Below are 2,423 nucleotides of genomic sequence, written 5' to 3'. Positions count from 1 at the left end.
CAGGGGAGCTGCTCCTTGCGCACCGCAAGCAGCACTTGCTGCTGCGGGTGCCAGTGCCGCAGGACCTGGACGACCTGGCGGTGGCGGTGGAGGCCGCGCTAAGGGGCTACGGGCGCGAGCGCACCGCGCTGAAGAAGCAGTACGGGCCCGTGAACTGGCTCTGGTCAGATAGCGCGGCCACCGTGAACCATCTCTGATGATCCATCATCTCGGTCGTCTTGCCTGGTGCGGTGTAGCTGATAGTGCGGTCCGTGGCGCGGCGGGCTGAACACCAGGGCAACGACGAACACGACGTCCTCACAGGTCAAGGCTCGGGGCCGAGCGCCTTGCTCCGGACCGGACCTCGGGCCGGACCAGAGCGCCCGGCAGTGACGTCGACCAGGCCGAGTTCTGTACCTGTCCCGACGAGCTTGCGCTTCACGGCGCGAGTGACCTGGCCGAGGTCAAGCGGCGGCAAGGTTGCCGATGTCGCGTTCGACCAGAATCCAGTCGCGCCGGGCCGTGGCCCGTTGCTACAAGAGGGGCATGGGAATCTGGACCGACGCCTTCATCGCGCCCCCGCCACGCCCTGGTTGAGGCCCTGGTCGATGTCCTGTGGTTCATCGAGGGCAGTGAAGACGAGCAGATGGATCCGGACGACGCGGTCAAGGTCCTGGAGGGTGTCGCCCGCCTGGTCATCAAGTTGTCGAGCGACCAGCGGAGCGAACTGATCGACCTGCTCGGGACGATGGCTGAAGCCGAGTCCGACCCCGTTCGGCGGGAGTTCCTGGAAGGGTTCCCGGACGGCTTCGGGCTCCTTGATGATGTGGTCTGACCTGTGCTTCACGAGTAGAGCAAGACGCGTTTGCGGAGGAGATGAAAGCCGGCCCGGCCGAACCTCTGGCGTTTGAGCATCTTGATTCGGTTGACGTGGTGGGAGCCTTCGCTTCCTTGTCCGGGGTGGTTCTCGGTTCGGTGTCCGGTCTCGGGTGCTGTGGACCGGGCTGATTCGGTTTTTTTCATGGGGTGTTGAGCGTCGCTGGCCGCGCGCTGGTGTCGGACAAGCCGTGAGGATTGACTGGTCACCAGGTGAGGATTACCTGGTCAGGGGAGTGAGAGCTCCCAGTAGACCAGGGAGTTGAGGCCGTCGAGTGCGGGGCGCCGCAGCAGGGTGGTGAGGCGGGTGTCGCCAAGGAGGACGATGGCCGGGCGGACGGGCGGGTGGAGGTCCTTCCAGAGCCCTTCGACGTCCTGGAGCGCCTGGGTGCGAAGGATATGCGCGTCGTGGACGGCCAGGACCACGGGTGCCCGTCGGTGGAGCTGGTCCTCGATGTCCTTGTTGGCGTCGGTCAGATTCCGTGGCCGGGGGCGGGTTCCGGCACGGATGGCGGGGTGCAGGGAGGCATAGAGGGCATTCGTCAGAGCGGTCCGGGTTCCGATCTCAGGGCGGACGTGGACGATGTCGAGCCGTGCCCCGTTGATTGCTGGCTCGGTATGGGCGAGTTCGGCGAGCGCAGTGGCGGCCGCGGCCGAGGCCGAGCCGGGCTCGTCAGCCGTGACGACAGCGATCGCGGCCATGTCGACGGTGTCGGCCAGGCACTTGCGGAGCGATTCCTCGTGGTCCATTGGTACAGGCCCCTTCCCGCGCGGGGTGAGAGCGATGGCCTCTTCCTCGGGATGTGCCGGCCCTGGCAGCGGACCTCGACGTCATGACGCGGGGCGGCGGCACCCGGGGCGGGTTCAGCCCCAAGTCTCGCCGCTGACCTGATCCGGTCCGAAGTAGCGGAAGGTGACGGAGGCGAGTGCCGGTACCGGGCCGCCCTCCAGGCCGAGGCTGCCCAGCGCGTGCTTGAAGGTGTGGATCACGCAGGTCCGCACCGGAAGCACCGGCCCGTCGTTCATGTCCCCGCAGGTGTTGGCGGACAGCGGCCGGTTCTGCGGGCGCGCCAGGGCGAAGCAGGCCAGCGTCGTGCGTCCGTCCTCGTACTGGAAGTAGTCGGTGATCGCCCGGTTGCCGAAGTCCATGTGGGCGAAGACGACAGCGATGTCCTCGTCGCCGTACGGGGCGGCCCGCAGCGCCGGCAGTATGTCGAGCACCTTCTCGCCGGAGGCGAGCAGCCGGGCCTTCTCGTGCGAGGGGCCCCAGGGGGGCGTCGTCCGGGTCCGGTGTATCCCACGGATACTCCTCGGTCCGCAGCGATGCGCCGACGGGGGCCGGTCCCAGCGGGCCTGCCCGCTGACGCTGCCCCAGTTGAGGCTCGCATTGACGCAGAGCTGCCCCGCGAGGAGCGCCCACGGGGTCCCCACACACCCCTAACATCACACTCAGTCAGCCCTCCACGGAAAGTGAGCCAGAACCAAAACTCGTGAACATCGCCCGACCGTCGATCTCGGCACCCCCCTTACCGCGGTCTGGGACGGGTACCCGGTCGGGGTCTGGGCCA

General features: G+C 67.7%; 3 protein-coding genes and 1 pseudogene. 1 reads left to right on the top strand and 3 read right to left on the bottom strand.

What is annotated here, in order from left to right; genetic code table 11:
* A pseudogene (locus GA0115254_RS29320) lies at positions 1-197 on the top strand (hypothetical protein); the annotation flags it as partial.
* 350 nt (positions 198-547) lie between these two features.
* Here the strand turns inward: GA0115254_RS29320 and GA0115254_RS47880 are convergent.
* From GA0115254_RS47880 to GA0115254_RS29305, 3 genes are all read right to left on the bottom strand, one after another.
* Complete coding sequence (locus GA0115254_RS47880; RefSeq protein ID WP_176740340.1) at positions 548-826, bottom strand: hypothetical protein; 279 nt, start codon at positions 824-826, stop codon at positions 548-550.
* A 257-nt stretch (positions 827-1,083) separates the two neighbouring features.
* Entirely contained in the window at positions 1,084-1,605 is a 522-nt protein-coding gene (locus GA0115254_RS29310; RefSeq protein ID WP_093898300.1) for a hypothetical protein, read from the bottom strand.
* Between the two features lie 114 nt (positions 1,606-1,719).
* Entirely contained in the window at positions 1,720-2,286 is a 567-nt protein-coding gene (locus GA0115254_RS29305; protein WP_093898299.1) for a hypothetical protein, read from the bottom strand.
* Positions 2,287-2,423 lie beyond the last annotated feature (137 nt).

Source organism: Streptomyces sp. Ncost-T10-10d (assembly GCF_900091955.1).
GTDB lineage: Bacteria > Actinomycetota > Actinomycetes > Streptomycetales > Streptomycetaceae > Streptomyces.
Note: the sequence above shows the minus strand (reverse complement) of the source record. Positions and strands in the feature narration are given on the sequence as shown.